Annotated in this window: 21 protein-coding genes; 9 read left to right on the forward strand and 12 right to left on the reverse strand. The window is 47.2% G+C overall.

All coding sequences use genetic code 11. From position 1 onward, the window contains the following. On the forward strand, window positions 1-795 hold a 795-nt coding region (locus Q0171_RS00100; protein ID WP_299325473.1), incomplete at its 5' end, for a restriction endonuclease subunit S. A 195-nt stretch (window positions 796-990) separates the two neighbouring features. On the opposite strand, the gene yihA is transcribed toward Q0171_RS00100, so the two are convergent. The 12 genes from yihA to Q0171_RS00160 all read right to left on the reverse strand — a co-directional run bounded on the left by yihA (window position 991) and on the right by Q0171_RS00160 (window position 11717). Next, window positions 991-1632 (reverse strand): ribosome biogenesis GTP-binding protein YihA/YsxC, encoded by a 642-nt coding sequence (yihA, locus tag Q0171_RS00105; RefSeq protein WP_299325474.1) that lies wholly within the window; start codon window positions 1630-1632, stop codon window positions 991-993. A 5-nt stretch (window positions 1633-1637) separates the two neighbouring features. Beyond that, on the reverse strand, window positions 1638-2195 hold the full coding sequence (gene lptA, locus Q0171_RS00110) for a lipopolysaccharide transport periplasmic protein LptA (protein WP_299325476.1): 558 nt from the start codon (window positions 2193-2195) through the stop codon (window positions 1638-1640). Window positions 2196-2212: 17 nt separating this feature from the next. Then, entirely contained in the window at window positions 2213-2917 is a 705-nt protein-coding gene (locus tag Q0171_RS00115) for a hypothetical protein (RefSeq protein WP_299325478.1), read from the reverse strand. Further along, window positions 2910-3521, reverse strand: coding sequence for an HAD family hydrolase (locus Q0171_RS00120; protein WP_299325480.1), 612 nt, complete (start codon window positions 3519-3521; stop codon window positions 2910-2912). Before Q0171_RS00120 ends, Q0171_RS00115 begins: the two co-directional genes overlap by 8 nt. After that, window positions 3518-4102 carry an imidazoleglycerol-phosphate dehydratase HisB gene (gene hisB / locus Q0171_RS00125; RefSeq protein ID WP_299325481.1) on the reverse strand — a complete coding sequence of 195 codons (585 nt, stop codon included), beginning with the start codon at window positions 4100-4102 and terminating at the stop codon, window positions 3518-3520. The genes Q0171_RS00120 and hisB overlap by 4 nt, the downstream gene beginning before the upstream one ends. A gap of 247 nt (window positions 4103-4349) precedes the next feature. After that, on the reverse strand, window positions 4350-5738 hold the full coding sequence (locus Q0171_RS00130) for a methyl-accepting chemotaxis protein (protein WP_299325482.1): 1389 nt from the start codon (window positions 5736-5738) through the stop codon (window positions 4350-4352). Further along, window positions 5735-6241: a PAS domain-containing protein gene (locus Q0171_RS00135; protein WP_299325484.1), complete on the reverse strand. Its 507-nt coding sequence runs from the start codon at window positions 6239-6241 to the stop codon at window positions 5735-5737. The genes Q0171_RS00130 and Q0171_RS00135 overlap by 4 nt, the downstream gene beginning before the upstream one ends. Before the next feature lie 112 nt (window positions 6242-6353). Further along, a complete protein-coding gene (gene truA / locus Q0171_RS00140; RefSeq protein ID WP_299325486.1) occupies window positions 6354-7145 on the reverse strand; it encodes a tRNA pseudouridine(38-40) synthase TruA in 792 nt (263 codons plus the stop codon). Window positions 7146-7150: 5 nt separating this feature from the next. Then, window positions 7151-7642 (reverse strand): hypothetical protein, encoded by a 492-nt coding sequence (locus tag Q0171_RS00145; protein ID WP_299325488.1) that lies wholly within the window; start codon window positions 7640-7642, stop codon window positions 7151-7153. Window positions 7643-7787: 145 nt separating this feature from the next. Next, window positions 7788-10499, reverse strand: coding sequence for a PD-(D/E)XK nuclease family protein (locus tag Q0171_RS00150; protein WP_299325490.1), 2712 nt, complete (start codon window positions 10497-10499; stop codon window positions 7788-7790). Between the two features lie 26 nt (window positions 10500-10525). Next, on the reverse strand, window positions 10526-11059 hold the full coding sequence (locus Q0171_RS00155) for a DUF308 domain-containing protein (RefSeq protein ID WP_299325492.1): 534 nt from the start codon (window positions 11057-11059) through the stop codon (window positions 10526-10528). Between the two features lie 67 nt (window positions 11060-11126). Next, entirely contained in the window at window positions 11127-11717 is a 591-nt protein-coding gene (locus Q0171_RS00160; protein ID WP_299325494.1) for a hemerythrin family protein, read from the reverse strand. A gap of 175 nt (window positions 11718-11892) precedes the next feature. Between Q0171_RS00160 and bioB the strand changes: the two genes are divergently transcribed. The 8 genes from bioB (at window position 11893) to Q0171_RS00200 (ending at window position 19560) form a co-directional block, all read left to right on the forward strand. Beyond that, the gene (gene bioB / locus Q0171_RS00165) at window positions 11893-12843 is read left to right on the forward strand and encodes a biotin synthase BioB (protein WP_299325495.1); all 951 of its coding nucleotides are present in this window, start codon (window positions 11893-11895) and stop codon (window positions 12841-12843) included. A gap of 1 nt (window position 12844) precedes the next feature. Next, complete coding sequence (locus tag Q0171_RS00170; RefSeq protein WP_299325497.1) at window positions 12845-13696, forward strand: AzlC family ABC transporter permease; 852 nt, start codon at window positions 12845-12847, stop codon at window positions 13694-13696. An 8-nt stretch (window positions 13697-13704) separates the two neighbouring features. After that, the gene (locus tag Q0171_RS00175; RefSeq protein WP_299325498.1) at window positions 13705-14712 is read left to right on the forward strand and encodes a DUF3943 domain-containing protein; all 1008 of its coding nucleotides are present in this window, start codon (window positions 13705-13707) and stop codon (window positions 14710-14712) included. Between the two features lie 70 nt (window positions 14713-14782). Beyond that, window positions 14783-15379 carry a GTP cyclohydrolase II gene (gene ribA / locus Q0171_RS00180; RefSeq protein WP_299325868.1) on the forward strand — a complete coding sequence of 199 codons (597 nt, stop codon included), beginning with the start codon at window positions 14783-14785 and terminating at the stop codon, window positions 15377-15379. Window positions 15380-15452: 73 nt separating this feature from the next. Then, window positions 15453-16493: a hydrogenase expression/formation protein HypE gene (hypE, locus tag Q0171_RS00185; protein WP_299325499.1), complete on the forward strand. Its 1041-nt coding sequence runs from the start codon at window positions 15453-15455 to the stop codon at window positions 16491-16493. Window positions 16494-16551: 58 nt separating this feature from the next. Continuing rightward, window positions 16552-17976 (forward strand): nicotinamide phosphoribosyltransferase domain-containing protein, encoded by a 1425-nt coding sequence (locus tag Q0171_RS00190; protein ID WP_299325500.1) that lies wholly within the window; start codon window positions 16552-16554, stop codon window positions 17974-17976. A gap of 10 nt (window positions 17977-17986) precedes the next feature. After that, the gene (locus Q0171_RS00195; protein WP_299325501.1) at window positions 17987-18901 is read left to right on the forward strand and encodes a glycosyltransferase family 25 protein; all 915 of its coding nucleotides are present in this window, start codon (window positions 17987-17989) and stop codon (window positions 18899-18901) included. A 17-nt stretch (window positions 18902-18918) separates the two neighbouring features. Beyond that, window positions 18919-19560, forward strand: coding sequence for an acyltransferase (locus tag Q0171_RS00200; protein ID WP_299325503.1), 642 nt, complete (start codon window positions 18919-18921; stop codon window positions 19558-19560).

Consider the following 19560-nt stretch of genomic DNA (forward strand, 5'->3'; position numbering starts at 1 on the left):
TTCATCGCTTCCCTGCTAGATTCTATACAAGAGCTAGAATCTAAGCTAGATTTTTCACTATTATTACAAAGCGAAGTCCCCGCCCAATCATTGCAAGAATCTTCCTCGTCATTGCGAGAGAGCGAAGCGACCAAAGCTTTCCACAATCAACAAACAGATTCTAGTATGGATTGCCACGATTTTGCTACGCAAAATCTCGCAATGACAGGACTAGATTTAAAAGCCCTTTTAGATTCTCTCCCCACCCCACCACCACAAGGCTGGGAAAGGGTAAGGCTAGGGCAAGTTTCGCAAGTGATAGCAGGGCAATCTCCACAATCGCAGTTTTACAATGATAGACAAGAGGGGCTTTTATTTTTTCAAGGGAAAAAGGATTTTGGCGAAAAATATTTACAAAATTCTAATGTTTGGACTTCTCAAATCACAAAAGAAAGCGTGAAAAATGATATTTTAATGAGTGTGCGAGCACCTGTGGGCGATGTCAATCTAAACCCTTATGAAAAAATTTGTATAGGCAGGGGGCTTGCGACTATTAGGGCGGAAAATTATGCTTTTTTATTTTATTGTATTTTGCATAATAAAAATTTATTTGTAGGGAAGCAAGGAATGGCATTTGAAAGTATCAATGTAGATGAAATTAAAAATACAAAAATCCCACTCCCGCCCCTTGAAGCACAGGAAAAAATCATATCTGCCATTGAAAGGATAGAATCCAAAATGCACCTTTTAGATTCTAGCTTGCCGAGCTTAGATTCTAAAAAAGGCGAAATCTTGCAGCACTTTTTGCAAGCATAGCGCTCAACCTAGAAGCTACTTTATAAACTACCGCAGACTATTGACATTTATGCGAGCGTTTCTAGTGCTTGTTTCAACCTTTGTTGTCCTTTTGATTAAAATCGGTGTAGTTATAGTAAATTGGGCTTTGGTGGATTCTAGCGAGGCAAAAGATCGGGCAAAACCAACCAAAATCTAAGCGTAAATCAAAAATACCTAATGGCTTATCCCAAGGGCTGTGTGGTAAATCTTCTTGCGCACATGATCAAGCAGGCTTGGGGCATCGTCCTCTTTTGCCCGATACATCGCTCGCGCAGCGGCAGCGTCATTGGTCATGAAAAGCACCTGCTGCTGACGCAATCGCGCAAGCTCGTTTTTCTTAAGCTTGTCGGCTTTGGTGTAGATTGGTAGCAGGACTTGATCCCCGCGGAGAATCCCCTGAATCTGGCGCGCTAGATTCTCATCGATTGGCAAATCTGGGTGGCGCGCGTCGATCAAATGGATAAAAAGCTTGATACTGCTTCGCTGGCGTAAGAACTCCCAGAGATGATACTGCCAGAGCTCCTGCTGGGCTTTAGACACTTTCGCATAGCCAATCCCGGGCAAATCAATAAGCGTGAGCGGGATTTGGAGATTTTGCTGTGTATCATTCCAAATCGCAGTAAAAAAGTTTATGAGCTGTGTTTTCCCAGGTGTGGAGGAGCTTTTAGCAAGGTTAGATTCTAGCAAGGCATTGATAAAAGAGCTTTTGCCTACATTGCTTCGCCCAAGCATGGCAATCTCGCTAGTATGCGGTGGGGGGCACTGGGAGAGCTTGGCAGCAGAGGTGAGAAAACGCGGCGAGATAATTGTGATCATGCAGCCTATTTGCTCTCTTTATTACCCTGTTTATTGTCTTGCTTGCTCTCTTGCATATCGTTTAGGTCGATTATCACGCGCACTGGGGCTTTATGACCACTTTCGACATTTACTACACCGCTTTCGTTATTGAGCACGATTTTCTCGCCTTTTAGGAAGTTTGGCTTGCCAATCTCCTGCACTTGGGCTTTACCGATGAGCTGGTATTCTTTCTCTTGGACAAGATAGATAAGCGTGTCGCTTTTGCCCTTAAGCCTCCTGCCATCTTGAGTGGTAAGCGCGAAATCCACATTCCCCACTGCTTCAAGTTTGATAGGCTTGCGCTCACTGCTGACAAATACGCTCACTTTATCGGCGTTTAGCTTGTCATCGCCCTTTAGCATTTTGACATTGCCAGTGGCGATTGTTACGCCCTTTTTCTCATCGGCATGGAGTTTTTGCGCATCGATTTGCAACTCTTCTGCCCAAACCATATTTACAAGCATGAATCCCAAGACACAGATGAATGCCAAAGTGCGAGAGAAGTTTGCTAGCTGTGCCTTTTTTCTCATGTGTTTTTGCATAGCGTTGTCCTTTGTTTCTAGTGTTTTTGACGCTTGCGCTCTTCTAGCTGGATTTTGGCTGTGATGTTTTGCGCATCGCTTGTCTGCTGGGCTTGGCGGTAAATGAGATTCTCTCCCTCCATATTGCCCATGACAGAGCTCGCCCAAAATCTCCCCACCCCTGTGAAAACACCATTTATCGCGTCATAATGCCCTTGCTTAGTGTAAAACACTTCACCGCTATTTTTGGCATAGACGCCGCCTTTGTTGAAATGATATATGTCATCTTGGCGCACGATTTCTTGCCCATAGATATACTCGATGATACGGGGGCTTGGATTCTTAGAGTTTTTGGGCTTCTCTTGAGGTGTGATCCTTTGCAAAATCGTCTCATAGCTTTTTTCATATTCACTAAAACGCAGTGCCTTTTTCCCTTGAATGTGAAAAACCACCTCATCATCACTAGCCTGATAGATACTAAAGTCATAGAGCTCAGCTAGTGGCATTTGAGCTTGTTTGAGCAAAATCGCGCGCGTATCTGTGGCAAAAATCACGATAGCACAAACTATCCCAAGCAGTGTCGCTACAAAAAACCAATGCACGCTATATGCCATATTCATATACAATCGCGCAGAGACAAAAATACGCGCAAATGGGCGCAAAATTGATTTAACAAGCGTGCGTGCAGATGATGGCAAAACAGGAGAGAGAAGCTGGTGTAGGCGATTATAGAATCTACTCATAGAGCGCTAAAAATTCCCGATACTCTTCTTCATTTCGCTGCAAGATATATTCAATCATCTCGCGCACTACACCTTCTCCGCCGCTTTTGCTAAGCTGGATATGGGCTTTTGACTTAAGATAAGCGCAAGCGTTTGCCGGAGTGAAACACAGCCCGCACTCTCTAAACATACCCAGATCATTAAGATCATCGCCGATACACGCCACCTCGTCCTTAGATAGCCCAAGCCCTGCAATGATATTTCGCGCGATATTTGATTTATCCCCCACGCCCATAAACACACGGGTGATCCCAAGCTCTCTAGCACGCGCGGCAAGAATCCTAGACTCGCGCCCAGAGATGATTGCCACTTCGCGCCCAAGCTTGCGCCACGCTACGATTCCTAGCCCGTCATGGACATGGAAGCTTTTGCACTCTTGGACAAGCATAGATTCTGCCAAATTAGATTCTGGGCTAGGATTAGCACGACTCTTATCGCTAAAATTTATATCTGTCATACCAGAATCTACGCACACATTGGGGCTTATGGGCGCGCTTGATTCTAGTAGGTGAAGCTTGCCATCTGTAAGCGTCCCATCGACATCAAGAAGCAAGAGCTTTATCATAAGCAGCCTTTCGTGCTAGGGACTGCCACCCGCTCATTTGGCGCGAGTGCTCGGCGCAAAGCCAAGGCAAATGCCTTAAACGCAGCCTCTGTGATGTGGTGGAGATTTTTCCCGCGCTTCAAAACCACATGCGCGCTGATATTGGCATTAAAACATACAGCACGGAACCACTCCTCTACCAGCTCCACATCAAATTCTCCCACTTTCCCCACATAGCTCTCCCCCATGTCAAACACCAAAAACGCGCGATTGCTAATATCAAGCGCACATTCTACGCATGCTTCGTCCATGACTACCACTCCATGCCCGAAGCGCTCGATTTTCTCTACTGGGTAAATACTCTGCTTCAAAAGTGTCCCCAGCACAATCCCGCAGTCCTCCACACTATGATGAAAATCCACCGCCAAATCACCCTTGCACGACAGCGCCACATCAAAAAGCGCATGCTTACTAAACGACTCTAGCATGTGGGTAAAAAATCCAATCCCCGTGTCAATCTCATGCTTTCCGCTGCCATAGATTTCAAGGCTTGCGGAGATGCTTGTTTCTTTGGTTTCCCTTGTGAGCTGCTTAGCACTCATATTTACTCCTTTATGTGGATCCTGCTCAAATCCTAGAATCTTTCTAAACTTTTCAGCTAACTATACCAAAATCCTAGAATCCAGAATCTAGCACAATGTGTTTCCTAGAATCTAGCTTGCTAGATTCTAATTGATGAGAAGTTGCTACCCTATGAGATAAAACAAGATCGCACACTTAGTCATGCGCAAGCCAAACTCCATCGAAGCGACCAATAGCTTATCGCAAAAGCCAATATTCCTAAGAGTTTTACACTTGTGGCTTTTCTAGCAAACGAAGCAGCGTATTCGACTGCTCTTCCAGTGCTTTGACATTTTCGATAATGGCTTTGCTAGATTCTAAGGTGATGGGCTCGCCAATCCTTGCGATAGAGTCTTGGCTATAGTGGAGGATTTCTCGTGCAAGCTCTTCGCAACGCTCTTTAGGGCAGGATTTATAGAGTCTGTCTGCCACACTTTCATCGTCGATGAGGCGTGAGATTGGCTGGGCGGATTCTAGGCTCATGTGGGCTTGGGTATTGAGCGAGTCATAGACTTCGGTTTTGAAAGAAATATGATCAAGCTTTGCCACAGAGAGGATAAGCCCTTCAGAAAGCTGGGAGAAAATCGCATCAAGCGAGGAGCTATTTTCATCAACTTTGCTAAACACTTCATTAAACGCATTTATCTTTGCTTCCGAGTCTTGTGCGATTTGAGCGACTTGCTCGCTACCACTTTGGATAGTTTCCATTTCTTGCTGCATAGTTTGGATAGAAACAGAGATTTGGTTGGTGGCTTGCTGGGTTTTTTCAGCAAGCTTTCTTACCTCATCTGCTACGACTGCAAAGCCTCTGCCGTGCTCTCCTGCCCTGGCTGCTTCAATGGCGGCATTAAGCGCTAGGAGATTGGTCTGATCAGCGATATCAGAGATAATCCCCACAACATTACCGATATCTTTTGATTTCTCCGCGAAGCTTTCGACCGAGTCGTTGTTTGCTGCGATTAGCTCAAGGAGATTATTGATTGATTGTGTTAGGACAACAATATTTGCCTTGCTTGCCTCAGATGAATCACTAATATCGCGGATATTAGAATCCACTTTTTTCATATAAGAGATATCCCGATTAAGCCCATTGGCGATTTCGCTTAAATCTCTTGTTTGATGAGAGAGATTGAGATTCATAAGATTCTTGCTTAGGGCATTTTTCACACTTTCTTTGGCGTTTTGCTCAATTTGCGTAAGAGCGTGATTGATACCATCGATATTTTGGGCAAATGTCCCATCAAGTCCGCCACTTAGGGCATGGCGGTAGTATTCTCCCTTTTGGGAGCAAGAAATAGCAGTCTGCACCTCGCGCAAAAATGCCTCGAGATGGTCGATAAGGTTGTTTAGATTCTCACAGATTTGAGCGACTTGGGAGCCACCTTTGATATGCACAATCCTGCCCTCAAACTTGCCATTGGCGTATTCATGGCTTACACGCGCTAGGGAGTTTAGCAAATACGCATCGCCTCTTCCCATTAGCAAGCTAATGCCAAGCATGATGACAACAAGCCCAAGCCCAGCGACTCCAGCCCACACAGAATCTAACGCGATTGCGATACTAGCTGCGATAAATCCCAGCACAATACATGCAATTTGCAGTAGTCTTGTATTCATACATCTCCCCTTTGTAGTGCAAATATCAATTCATTATATCCTTTTCCTGCTTGCTGGCAAACTTGGGCTAGGATCTTGGTGCTAGCTTCTATGCCTCCGCTTTTCTCTGCTTGGAGCATTTGATCATAGAGTGGAGCGATTTTCTCGAGAGCCTTTGGATTTGGCTTGCGACGGACAGAATAGTAGCCCACAATGTTACTATTGATGTCAATCGATGGTGTTACATTGGCAAAGACCCAATAGTGCTCATTATTTTTCGTGCGGTTTTTCACAAACGCAAAGACTTCTTTGCCCTCTTTGATATGCTCCCAAAGCAGTTTGAACACGGCTTTTGGCATGTCTTTATGACGGACGATATTGTGCGGTTTGCCCAGCACTTCACCCTCGCTAAATCCGCTATATGTATAGAAATCATGGTTGCAGTAGGTAATAAGGCTTTTGAGATTGGTTTTGGAAGTGATAAGCGTGTCTGCGTGCAGCTCCATTCCTAAATCAGCAGTCATACGAACTCCTTGGTAAATATAAAAACTTGAAACACAATAATCCAAAATAAGGTGAAAAGTTTTTTGACGCGGGATTATAGCCAAATATATACCAACTTACGCTCTTAGGCTTTTAATTAAATGCACTTAATTGGGGATACCACACCTTATCTAGGTAGAGCCCCTGCGCGCTGACAGGGATACTATAGGATCGTGATTTGGCTTGAAGCTGGGAGGAAAAATCCGCCAAGCTAATCACCCCGCGCGAAACTGCCAGAGCTGCGCCTAGTAGCAGTCGCACTTGTGAGCGTAAAAACGCATTTCCACTAAGACGCACAATATAGTAGGGCTTAGCATAAACACTAGGCTGCGCTGGATAGTGGCGTATCAGCAGGTGAGCGGAATCTATGGTGCGGATTGTGGATTTGGGGTTTGAGCCACTTTTACAAAAAAGCGCAAAATCATGCTCCCCAATACAAAGACGGAGACATTCTCGCAGCAATGTGGTATCACCTATAAGCTCTTTGGAGACAAAAGATGCGTGAAAAGGCAATGGAGTATGTGGGGTGAAAATATACATATAGCGTCTGGCAGTCGCACTAAAACGCGGGTGGAAACTAGAATCCACCTCCCATACTGCGCGTAAAAATATATCGGCAGAGAGTTTAGGAGAGAGCAAGGAGTATAGGCGAGCGCTATCCCAGTGAGCAGCCTGCTCATCTACTAAGCAGATTCTCACCACCATGCCAAGCGCATGCACCCCCTTATCTGTCCGCCCAGCACCGATGATAGGAGAATCTATCCCAAGCCTTGCCAATGCCTGACCTAGGCACTCGCTCACACTTGCAATACCATCAGTGCGCTGTGGGGCAAACCCGCTAAATCTCGCGCCATTATACGCAATCTTTAGCGCGAAGTGTTTCATAAGTTTTAGAAGATAAGTCCTAAGGTCAAGGCAATTTGGTGCTGTGATTGGCGGACATCTGTGCCAAGGATTTTGGGCTGCTGCCAGCTCGCATCAAGCCCCACGCTAAAGGGAAGGATAGGAATATCAAAGTAAATCCCATAATTTAGCGCGGTGGTATCAGCATAGCCAGCATTGCTAAAGCCCGAGTAGCTAGCCCCGATATATGGCGTGAAGCGAAAGATTCTATACCCGATAAGCCCGCCAGCTTGCACATTAGACCAGCCTTTATTATCGCCCTTGCCAAACATATAGTTATATTTAACCATTGGAGCAATCGTAAGCCCATCGCCAAAGAGCCACGCCCTAGCATAGCCCCCAAGCGCGCTTGTATTGCTTGGTGTAGCCACACCATAGCTAATACCCGCTTCTGGGTTGATTTTAAAATTCCCAATGCCAATGGCGAAACTTGAACTAACCATCGAGCAAAGCAATGCAAGTGCTGCTAACTTTTTCATCACATCTCCTTAAGTAATGTAGTAAAAACAAAGCCAAAACTATAACACAAAATCCTAATGTTTGATAAACTCGCCACTCTATGACTCTGCGAGCACATTCCAAAGCCTACATAACAGCAGGCTTATATAGATATGGCTAGATTCCCTAGATTCTGTTGCACATAAGCTTGTAGGGGCAAGCTTGACAGGAGTTTCTATCCTCTGTTTTTGCAAAATCCACCACCCCAGCGCATTCTGTAAGAATATCAAGGATAAGGACCTTGCTCCTCTCAAACTCCTCTTGACTTAGGGCGCGCTCTGCTTGATCGCCTTTCTCTCGCAGATAGTAGAGCATAGAGTCAATAGTGATGTCTCGCGCGGGCTTACCCAGCACAGAGCTTGATGATGTGAAATCTAGCTCGGGTGGCTCCATGAAGACTTCGCCAGATTCTAGTGCAAGCTTATAGAAAGCAAGCTGGAAAAGCTGGGAGTCAAGCTTTTTTTTATCTTTTTTAGGGTGCTTGGCGTATTTGTAATCCACCACGCGCCAGGCGTTTTGATCTAGCTTATCGATACGATCGAGCTTACCAGAGAGATTGTAATGCCTGCCATTATGCGCCAAAACAGCCTTAAACCCCTGCTCGCACGCTAAAACCTCTAGCCCAATCCCTTTACCATGCGATAAATCATGCGCTTTTGCAAGATCTCTTTGTCTCTGCCAAAATCCCTTCAGTGTGCGCAAGGCGAGCTCACATGCAAAACGCTGTGTGGCATTTTCACTAAGATTCTGGCGCAAAATCTGCTCACATGCACGCTCAATCGCCCCAATATCACGCTCGCTAATTTGCCTGCCAATATATGCGCCAAAGCTAGATTCTAGCGCCTTATGCACCAAAATCCCTAAAGCCTGATCGCCGCCACTCTCCTCTGGCTCTTGGAGTTTTAGGACATAACGCAGGTAAAATTTACGCTTGCAAGTGCCAAAGGCATTTAAGCTCGTGGCAGAGAATGTAAAATCTCCCAGCGCTTCGACAATCTCCTCCTCGATATATTGGGGGATTGTGCTTTGGGGGAAAAGCGCATAATGCGCATCTCCGTCAAATCGTCGCACCTCGTGGTGCAAACATAGCTCATCAATAAGGCTAGATTCTTTAGACTCTTCATTGATCGTGGCAGTGAGGAAAACACCTTTATGCGTATTGACAAAAAGCTGTTGATAGTAGTGCTTTTGTAGATTCTCGCGGTCTTGTAGCGTTGGCATGCCTAGGGCTTGACGAATAGTGGAGTTTAAGAACACATCGCTCTCTTTGATACGCGGGATAAAGCCATGATTACAATCCACCACAATAGCATACTCACATGTGATCCCACGCGTCTCCAAAATCCCCATAACACGCACTTTGCCACCTTGGGTATCATCGATACTACACTGCTCTATCTGCAGCAAGATAAGCTCCAAAATCCACTCATAGCCAAGTGTTTGGATAACCGGATAGATCTGGTGAAAATCAAATATTTGAGCAAGAATGCGTGCGCGCTCTTTGGGTGGTAGCGGGCATGGAGGTAGAGAATCTAGTGCGGCTTGGCAAGCTTGACTCAATAGGCGCTCATCTAAAGGCGTTTGATTTGTATGGCTTGGTGTGGTTTTGGTGCTTGCGCCAAAGACATAGCTAAAAATCCTCTCGATAACCCCTAGCGGCTCTGCCACCCCACAAGTGATAAATTCTTGGGAGAGCAGCAAAGCGCGCAGGGCTTTATACCAAGCAGCATATTTAGGGAGACTTAGGCTCTCGCGCCCCATGGCGTAGTTGAGATTCCCAGCAGAATCTAGCAGGGCAAAATACTTGCTAAAGCCCTCATCTGGCGTAACGATAATAATCTCCTCGCCACGCACACCGCTTGCTAGTAGCTCACGCACTTTTTCTAGCACAAAGCTGCATTGCGCTATGCGCAGCTCAAACCCATAGAGCTCCATAGGAGGCGGCGCTTTGATGGGTGTAGCGGATTCCATGGTGGGGGCACTATATTCTGCATGAGAATCTAAACCCCTAGAATCCATGATAAATATATAGGCGTGGTTTGGCTCTATGTCTTTGCAAAGCCATTGGAAGTATTTGTGATTGTATCTATCGGTTGTGATATGGATACGCAGGGGGACATGGCGACTTATAGCATAGAGTTTCTCGCGCTCCTTTGGGCTCAAAATCCCATCGAGCATGATCTCAATCTGGCTAAAATGCGCCAAAAATGTTGGGACAATCTCCTGGGCTTCATCAATTCTGGCAAGCCCAAGCTCATCGAGCCTGGTGCTAAAACGCGTATAAATATCCTCCAAAATCCGCAAATGCTCCTCATAGTCTGCGTAAATATCTCGCAGTGGGATTTTGGCAATATCTATACCATGCTGACCAAGCTCGCGGAAAAATGGCAGAAGAAAATCGCTCCCTTGCAAATAGCCCAAAAAGCTTTTGTCAAAGATAAATGAATGCGTAAGCGCTGGATCATCAGGGAGACATTCTCGCAAAATAGCCTGGAGAAGGATTTTTTGGACTTGCTTGCTTGGGCTGATTTTAGCCGGGGTGAAAAAGCTTAGAGAAAAAAGCTCGCCTATGGTAAGAGCTTTTGGCATGATACCAGGGACTAAACTTGGTGCTGCCAAGGGAGCTAGGGGAGCTGGTAGAGAGGGCTGCGCTAGATTTTGTGCGGAGTTTAGCTCCTTTGCAGGGGCTTGGGCAGAGTCTAGCACATCTGCTTGGAATGTATGCGGAGATAGGCGCGCATAGAAGTCATTGATAGCGCGCTGTGTGGAAAAAACATAAAGCGTGTTTTGAAGCGCGAGCTTAGACTGATCTGCGCTGGATTCTCTACCCTCTATCATGGTTACCCTAGATTCTACTTAAGCGCTTAGCGTGTGAAGAACTTGCGCACACTCCACCAGCCAAGCAACGACGCAATCCCAAACAACATAACAAAGAGTGAGACAACCACACCTATGGTGATACCGCCAAGCTGCGGGAAAATAATGAAAAGCATGGAGATTGCCACATTAAGCACGCCAAGCAAGAGCATAAGCCAAAATGCACCCGCATGGAAGCTTTTAATATCAAAGGCATACACAAATGCCAAGATCCCGCGGAACATCGCCAAAAACGCGACAAAATAGATAATGGTCAGCGCAGTGGATTCTCGCTCCATGGAGAAAAATATCAGTGCAAAAAGCAGACTGAAAATCCCATCAAGCAGCAGAATTTGTGCTCCCTGAAATGCTCGCACCCGCCAATAATACGCAATATCCACAACCCCACCAACACATAGGAAAATTGGCAAAAGCAGCGCTAGAGAATCCACCACTGCTAGAGGTGCTAGCATACCTGCTGCACCACCGATAATCACCACACAACTAAAAACTACCCAAAGTATCGAACTAAGTATTTGCATAAAAACTCCTTATGCGAGGTTGAATTAGAGAGCGAGTAGATTCTGCGCTAAAACTTTAACACAGAATCTAAAGCTGCACATCTTTGACGAAAGCGATTTTGGCATTACATTTCTTGCAGTGGTAAGTCTGCCCGCTTAAAATCTTTTGATGAATCGTCTCAAGCACGCGGAATGACTCTCTACAATCGCATTTATAAAAATGCCCGATCTCCATTTTTGCCTGTGCTAAGGCATCGGTGTCTGCGCCACCTTCAAGAGATTGGGCGTTTTTATACTCCTCATACCACCGCTCAATTTTCATATCTTCTTTCATAATGTGCTCGACCAGCCAATCGCGCGTGATAATGGCAAGCTTTTGCTTGAAGTCGTATTTGATATTTTGGATAAGATCAGTTACGCGCTCTATCATATCTCGGTGGATTTCTCGGTGTGCTGGGAGATTTGGGTAGCCGATTTTCTCCATATAGGCTTCTTCATCGCGGAAGTGGAATTTCATATAGTCAAAAAGCTCCATTAAAATCGCTTTAATCTCACTAGAATCCACTTGCTTGTGGATTAGGACTGCGGCTTGTTTGGCAAGCTTGAAAAGCTGCTGATGCTGCTTATCGATATGTCCATTATGGACACTATACTGATCATCCCACTCGGGAATAAACATCGCTAACTCCCAGTAATCCAAGTAATTTTGGTCTATTATACTAAATAAACGAGCAAATCACATCAAAAATGCGTGCGCAATACAAAACAAAACTTCGCTATAATGCGCGATTTTACTGCGATTTAGGATTTATGCGCTTTTGCAAACCATAGCACACCAAGCACAAGGAGTCGCGATGTCTTATACATTTGAGCGCGCACGCGAGATTTTCTACCAGCCCTTTATGGAGCTGCTCTACCAAGCTCATAGTATCCATAGAGAGCATTTCTGCCCTAGCACAATCCAAACAAGCACCCTGCTTAGTGTCAAGACAGGCGCATGCACAGAAAACTGCAGCTACTGCGCCCAGTCCGCGCACTACTCTACTGGCACACCCGTAGAGAAAATGCTAGACAAAGAGCAGATCCTCTCCCTTGCCAAAAAAGCCAAAGATTCTGGGAGCTCGAGATTCTGCATGGGGGCTTCTGGACGCTCACCGAGTGAAAAAGACATCGATACGCTTTGTGAGGCGATTGGCGAGATTAAACAGCTGGGCATGGAAACATGTGTAACGCTCGGGCTGCTTTCAAGCAATCAGGCAGCCAGATTGAAAGACGCAGGGCTAGATTTCTACAACCACAATATCGACACTTCCAAGGAGTATTACTCCCAAGTCATCTCCACTCGCACCTTTGAAGATCGACTTGATACTATCGCTAATGTGCGCGAAGCAGGGCTGAAAATCTGTGTCGGGGGGATTTTGGGCATGGGGGAAAGCAATGATGATAGGATCAATATGCTGCTTTTGCTTGCCAATCTCCCCACCCCACCAGAATCCGTGCCTATCAATCAGCTTGTAAAAATCCCCGGCACTCCGCTAAGCGATACGCCCGATGTGGATACATTTGACTTCGTGCGCACAATCGCGCTTGCTAGAATCCTTATGCCCACCTCCTATATCCGTCTATCTGCTGGACGCAAAGCGATGAGTGAAGAGCTGCAGGCTCTATGCTTTTTTGCTGGGGCAAACTCTGTCTTTTATGGTGATAAATTGCTCACCACAAGCAACGCTGCCCCCGGAAGCGATGAGCTGCTTTTCTCAAAGCTAGGCTTGCAAAAAGAGCCATTTATCGAGATGAAAGCCTAGAATGCCATACACTTCGCTAAACCACACTGCGCCAGATTCTAAGGCAAATTGCACAGGAGATTCCGCACCTTGTGCGCACCCAGAATCTACGCCAAGCCCAAATCCCCAGCACGACACTCACTCCAATCCCCAAAGTAAGCGCGATTTGCTTATCACTGCGCTAGCAGAGGCATTTCCACACACACTGCCGATATTTGTGGGCTATGGACTCATGGGCATGGTATTTGGCGTGCTGCTGTATAAAGCAGGCTTTGGCGCGCTCTGGGCGCTTGGTATGAGTGTATGTATCTACGCTGGAGCGACGCAGTTTGCCTGTGTGGCACTGCTTGCAAGTGGTGCTAGTCTCATAGAGACACTCATCATCTCTCTCACCATCAACGCGCGCCAGATTTTTTATGCTATCTCTTGTCTGCCACTTTTTTCTCCCTATGTGCGCAAAAAATGGTATCTCGCTTTCACACTCACTGATGAGACATTTGCGCTTATTCATATCAAAGCCAAAGGTGCCACAAGCGATAAGGGCTATTTCATGTGTGCTATTGCATTTTTGCACCATAGCTATTGGATTTTAGGCTGTGTGAGTGGGGCGCTGCTGGGACGCTATATCACATTTAACACACAGGGGCTGGGGTTTGTGATGAGTGCGATTTTCATCGTGCTATTTATCGATCAGTGCAAAAACTCCAAACAACTTGGCGTGCCGTTTATTGGAGTTTTTGTAAGCTTCGCGTGTCTAATTATCTTTGGCAAAGACTACTTCCTGCTCCCCTCCTTGCTAGCAATCTGTGCAGTGGTGTTTTATACCAATGCTCGCAAATCTCCACAAAGCCCCCAAGAGGATCCGGTGCAATAGGAGCTCGCATGGAATCTAGCGCCAAACTCCAAATACTCACCCAGAATCTTCATCAGCCAGCAAGCATACGGCGGGGCATAGCAGTAGGCACGCTGCTTGCCTTTATGGCTTCTGTGGCTCCAGGGTATAACGCAGATACTTTAGATTCTAGTGTAGAATCCAGCTCTCCAGAATCGAGCGCGGAGCTTTTGCGCCAAGCCCCTAGATTCTACACTGCTGCATCTCAAAATCCACTACCCAAGAATCTACCCCCAAGCCAAGCGCAAAATCCCACCTTTTACAATCAAGCCCACAGCCCTACTCACAAGATACATGAAGTGCGCGATGAGTTTGAAGACATTACACCAAATTTGCCCATGTCTAATAATCCCACTGCAAATCCACTTTTCCCACGCGAGCCACTTCCCACCTACTACAAGCCAGATTCTCGTAGTACTTATCTCAATACCACGATTGGGCTTTTGGGCGGTGGGATTATCGTTAGTATCATTGGGCTCTATATCATGCCAGAGAGCGTTACAAACTGGGATCGCTCACGCTTTGGCTTTAGTGCATGGCTGCAAGATGTGCAAATTGGTCCAGTGATTGATAGTGATAATTTCATGCTCAATGGTGTTGCGCACCCATATTTTGGCGCGGTGTATTACATGCAGCCGCGTGTGGCAGGGTATAGCTGGGCAGAGTCAGCATTCTTCGCATTTGTAACCTCATCGATTTTTTGGGAATATGGGATTGAAGCGTTTGTGGAGATTCCAAGCTGGCAAGATCTCATCTACACCCCTGCGATGGGCTCGATATTTGGCGAGCTTTTCTACCAAAGCACCAAATACATTCAATCCCACGACAATAAACTCTTTGGCTCTAGGGCTCTAGGACTCATCGTCGTGGGACTCATGGATCCTATCGGGGTCATCATGCGTGATTTTGGGCTCGCAAGGGCTATGGGAGTCAATGACATGTCTCAAGTCATCTCCTATGCCACACCATTTAAGGTGGGCTTTGCTATGCGATTTTAAGCAAAACCCTGCTATAAAGCCACGAGCTATACCTACTTCACATAAATTTCTCAAGGATTTTTTCATGCAAATTTCTCAAGAAACCATTTCCAAAGAAGCCAAGCTTCCTACGCGTTTTGGAGAATTTATTATCCAATCTTTCCGCGAGCAAAAGCCTGATGGCACGATACTAGAGCACCTAGCTGTAAGGACGAAAAATCTCCCTGCCACACCACTTGTGCGCGTGCATAGCGAGTGTCTCACGGGCGATGTGTTTGGCTCATGCAAATGCGACTGCGGTAGCGAGCTCGCCCTCGCCCTAGAGCAAATCACCAAAGACGCAGAAAATGGCGGAGGTGGCATGCTCATCTACTTGCGCCAGGAGGGCAGAGGGATAGGGCTCTTTAATAAAGTCAATGCCTATGCTTTACAAGATCAAGGCTACGACACCGTGGAAGCCAATATCGCACTAGGCTTTAAAAGCGATGATAGGGACTATGCTATTGTGGGCGAGATTTTGCGCTACTACCACATCACACACATGCGCCTACTTACCAACAACCCACGCAAAATCCAAGCCCTAAGTGCCTACGCAGAAGTGCAACGCGATAGCATCATCATTGAAAGCAACCCACACAACGCTCAATATCTCGCAGTCAAAAAACAAAAGCTCGGGCATTTGCTCTAGTGCTGGATTCTACCTCACCTGCCCAAGAGCCTATCCAAAGGAATCCAAAACGCAACGCTTCTAAGGAGAGAATATGGCAACACCCCCTAGCCAATCCACCAAAGCCTCCCAATCAATCACCCTCTCCCAGGGCAGTGGTGGTGCGGCGAGCAACGCGCTAATTGAAAACATTTTCTTGCGCTATTTGCGGGAGCATTTTGTTACACTCGGCGAAGATGCGGGGGTATTTAGCGCGCATGGGCAGCTAGCTGTAAGCACAGATAGCTTTGTCATCACGCCGCTTATCTTCCCAGGCGGAGATATTGGCAAGCTTAGCGTCTGTGGCAGTAGCAATGATGTCGCTATGATGGGCGCAAAGCCACTCTATATGAGCCTAGGCTTCATGCTAGAAGAGGGGCTATCAATCGCGCTGCTAGAATCCATTATCCAAAGCATAGCAAGCGAGCTTGCCCTAACTGGGATAAAACTCCTAAGCGCAGACACCAAAGTCGTCCCCAAAGGCAGCGTGGATAAGCTCTTTATCAACACCACTTGCATAGGACAAATCCTGCAGCCTGGTATCAGTGCGAAATCTGTGAGCATAGGCGATGCTATCATCATCTCTGCTCCCATTGGTGCGCATGGAGCGAGTATTTTCGCAAGCCGTGAAACCATAGGACTAGAATCCAGCGTGCAAAGCGATTGTGCGCAGCTTTTCCCTATGCTAGAGCCTCTGCTTGGGCGAGATCTAGCAATCCACGCTATGCGCGATGCCACGCGCGGTGGGCTGGGTGCAGTGCTGCATGAGTGGGCACAAGATCTGCCAATCTGCATAGAGATTGATGAAGCGCAAATCCCCATCGATGAGAGCGTGCGGGGGATTTGCGAGATTCTAGGGCTTGAAAGCACGCATTTGGCAAATGAGGGTGTATGTGTGCTAAGCGTAGCGGAGAAAGATTCTGCACAAGTGTGCGAGATTCTCCGCCGCCATAGTCTGGGTGCTAAGGCACGCGTGATAGGCAGAGTCTGTGCGCCTAGCGCGCAAACTACTTCGCGTGTGGTGCTAGTAAATGACTGGGGCGGGCGGGCATTCATGGAATACCCCCAAGGCGAGCTACTCCCTAGAATCTGCTAGAGCTAAACTTGGAGTAAAATCTGCCGCCAAGCCTAAAAAGAAAAGAAAAGGAGAGAATATGCGCTATCCACAATTACTTTTCATCGCTGACTGCTACAAATACACACACGCCGCCATGTATCCAGATGATGTGCAAGAAGTATATAGCGTGCTGTATTGTCGCAAGCCTGGGCTTGATCTCTCTATGCTCAATGGTCATATCGTCGCATTTGGTATGCGCCAAGCCATCAAGAAGCTCTATGCTATTTATGATGAGTTTATCAACACCCCTCGTGATGTCGTGCAGCAGGGGCTGGAGCTTCTCTATCGCGATTTTTTAAAGCTAGATTCTAGCCAGCCCTCTTACACGCTTTTGCTAGAGAAATGGCTCTCCTTACCAAAGCAAATGCCCCTTATCTTTAAAGCCCTGCCAGAGGGAAGCTTCATTCGCGCCAATACCCCTATCATCACAATTTCTTGTATCCAAAGCGAGCATTGCTGGTTTGTCAATTTCATCGAAACCTATCTCAACTCCGAGCTGTGGAAAAGCTGCTTCATCGCCACACAAGCAGCGCGATTTAAGCGCATAGAATACGACTGCGCCAAGCGCTACATAGAAGAGAGCTATAATTTCCACGACTTCTCCCAGCGCGGTATGAATGGCATAGAGGACTGCTATGCTTCAGCGTTTGGACATTTGCTATTTTTTAGCGGGAGTGATTCTGTCATGGCGCTCAAAAATCTCTGTGAAAACTACGGCGCTGATATGCGCGCACTAGGCTCAATCCCTGCGAGCGAGCATAGCGTGATGTGCCTAGGAGAGCAGAGCGGCGAGCTTGCGACTTTTAAGCGTATCATGCGTGCGTTCCCAAGCTCCATGGTCTCTATCGTGGCAGATACTTGGAATCTCTGGGCGATAATCCAAGCCCTAAAAGACGATGAAGAAGCCTACACCATGATCCAATCGCGCGCACAGCCTATTGTTATCCGCCCAGATTCTGGTGATCCATTCCTTATCCTAGCAGGTGATCCAAGCGCAGAAAATCCACTTGCTAGGCAAGGTGTGATCCGCCTCATTGACGCGTATTTCGGGCTAGATAAGGTGCGTATCATCTATGGCGATGCCATAACGCCAGAGCGCGCACAGAGAATCTATACGTGGTGCGCCACGCAAGGCTATGATCCCACGCAATTCCTATGCTTTGGCGTAGGTAGTTATGCGTATAACTCGGGGATCCGCGATGATGTGGGGCTGGTGAGCAAGATGACATGGGCTAGGATTAAAAATCGCGCGATAAATCTCATCAAAAACCCCATAACCGGCAATGAAAAAACCTCGCTCTCTGGCAAAGTCGGGCTCAATGCGCGCCATGAAGTGGTGCAGTTTCTTGATAGCGAGCTAGAGGACGATCTGCTCACAAGCAATCTCGCACTGCCAAGCCTAAGCGAGCTGCGCAGCTACTGCAAGCAAGAATTTCTCCGCGCTCTACATGCGCGCAACTAAGGCAAAACTCATGACTACAAACACTTCTACCCCCATGACAAGCACTCCTGCTCCCAGCGCGATGAAGCACCAAATTTTTATCATCAATCTCAAGCGCTCGGCTGATCGCAGGGAGAAAATGCAGCGCAATATCGATAAGCTCCTTGCCACCAGTCAAAGGCGCAGCGCAGAATCTAGCGCAAACTCCAATGCAAACCCTACCCCAGAATCTAGCATAGATTCTGGGGTAGATTCCACAAGCGCGCTAGAGTTTCACTTTTTCAACGCCCAGACGCCAGAGAGTATCCTAGAATCTGGCTTTGCTACCCGATATGATAAAACGCTTGCTCGAGTTTTCAAAGCCCGCGATGTGCGCCCCACAGAGCTAGCCTGCTTCGCCTCGCACTATGAACTATGGTGCAAATGCGTGGAGCTTGGGCAGGGGATTTTTATCCTAGAAGATGATATTGATTTCTGCGATGGCTTCGTTGCTGGGGTGGAGGCTATCGCGACAAGTCCCTATGAGTATGTGCGACTTGGCTGGAGCACATTCCACACATGCTATCTTATCGATGAGCGTTTCGCTCTAGCACCTAAGCTCATGCTAGGCGCGCCAGGCTACTATCTCACGCCAGCTGCGGCACGCCGCCTCATCGATGGCGCGAAATCCATCTTCCTAGCAGTGGATTACTATATGAGCTTTTCCTACCTGCATGGCGTAGCAGAGATGCTCTATCTCCCACATCTTGTGCATATCAATGAGCTAGATGAGCACTCCACTATCGGCAAGCCCGAGCATGTCAAAAAAGATAAGCGCGTGTATTATGCCTATGTATTGCCAAGAGAGATACATAGAATCTACCGCAATGTGCGCATGTGGGCATTTGCCCAGCGCGCGCTCAAGAGAGCAAAAAAGCTCGCGCGCAGCAATAGCGCCAACGCATAGCAAGGGCAATAAGCAAGATGTCGTATTTCGTGCATGAAAGCAGTATCATCGATGAGGGCGTGGAGATAGGCGCTAGGAGTAAAATCTGGCATTTCTGCCATATCCTAGCCCATAGTCGCATTGGCAGTGATTGTATCATCGGGCAAAACTGCGTAATCGGCGCGCGAGTGCGCATTGGCAGCAGGTGCAAAATCCAAAACAATGTCAGTGTGTATGAAGGCGTGGAAGTAGAAGATGATGTATTCATCGGTCCTAGCGTGGTATTTACCAATATTTTGACACCTCGCGCTTTTATCAGCCGCAAGCATGCCTTTGTGCCAACGCACCTAGGCAGAGGCTGCTCTATCGGGGCAAACGCGACAATCATTTGCGGAGTGGCAATCGGGCGATATGCGCTCGTGGGCGCGGGTGCGGTGGTAAGCCGTGATGTGCCAGATTTTGCGCTGGTGGTAGGAAACCCTGCGCGCGTGGTGGGGTATGTGGATATGGCAGGCGAGAAGCTACGATTTGACACAGATAATCGCGCTAAAAGCGCCTATGATGGCAGCGAATATATCCTAGAATCCGGGCGCGTGCGACTTGTCGCATGCGGGAGTCTTGCGCTAGAGCCTCTAGATTCTAGGGCGCAATCCCCAAACCCCCATAGCAGCATGGACTAG

The organism is uncultured Helicobacter sp. (assembly GCF_937906905.1).
GTDB lineage: Bacteria > Campylobacterota > Campylobacteria > Campylobacterales > Helicobacteraceae > Helicobacter_B.